Origin of the sequence: Mycobacterium sp. E1386 (assembly GCF_001672745.1) — a bacterium.
Taxonomy (GTDB): Bacteria; Actinomycetota; Actinomycetes; order Mycobacteriales; family Mycobacteriaceae; genus Mycobacterium.
Window position 1 is genome coordinate 1 of sequence record NZ_LZKH01000004.1, and the last position, 693, is coordinate 693.

The following is a 693-nucleotide window of genomic DNA, read 5'->3' on the forward strand; positions in this document are numbered from 1 at the left end:
CACCGTCGGCGGTGAGACGTTGGAGCGATCGTTTCCGGTGCTCCGCCCGGGTGGGCGGCTGGTCACCCTGTCGGCGCCCCCGCCCGCGGGCGCCGCCGACGAATATGGCGTCGCGGCAATCTTTTTCATCGTCACACCGAATCGGGATCAGCTGGCCGAGTTGGCGTCGCTGGTCGACAGCGGACAGCTGCGGGTGCAGATCGCCGAGACGTTCCCGCTCGAGCGGGGGCGCGAGGCGTTCGAAAGCGGCGGCCGCCCGGGCCGGCGGCCCGGCAAGACGGTCATCGTCGTTCGAGACTAGGGCGGGCCCTGTTCGGCCTTGCACTTAATGCGTAATCTTTTGTGTCACTTTGGCTTCAGTGGTCACATGGCGGCCGTTTTTGTCGGTGGGCGTTCGTAGGGTTGCGATATGGGTGTCAGTGGTCGTGAGGAGATCGTCGAGGTTTTCGACGCGCTCGACGACGACGTGGACCGGTTGTGCGGGTTGTCTTTTGATGTGCTGACCACCCCGGAGCGGTTGGCCGCGATGGAGCGGGTGGAACGGGTGTACCGCCGGCTGCGCGCTCCGCAGCATGCGTTGATCAACCAGCTCGACGCCCAGGCCAGCCCCGCGGAGTTGGGTGGCTCGCTGCGGGTGGGCCTGGCTGATCGGTTGCGCATCACCAAGGGCGAGGCCGCCCGGCGTATCGCCGA

Annotated in this window: 2 protein-coding genes; both read left to right on the forward strand. The window is 67.1% G+C overall.

What is annotated here, in order from left to right; genetic code table 11:
* On the forward strand, nt 1-301 hold a 301-nt coding region (locus A5709_RS00050; protein WP_156745050.1), incomplete at its 5' end, for a zinc-binding dehydrogenase.
* 108 nt (nt 302-409) lie between these two features.
* The coding region (locus A5709_RS00055) for a DUF222 domain-containing protein (RefSeq protein WP_156767931.1) at nt 410-693 on the forward strand (284 nt) is incomplete at its 3' end.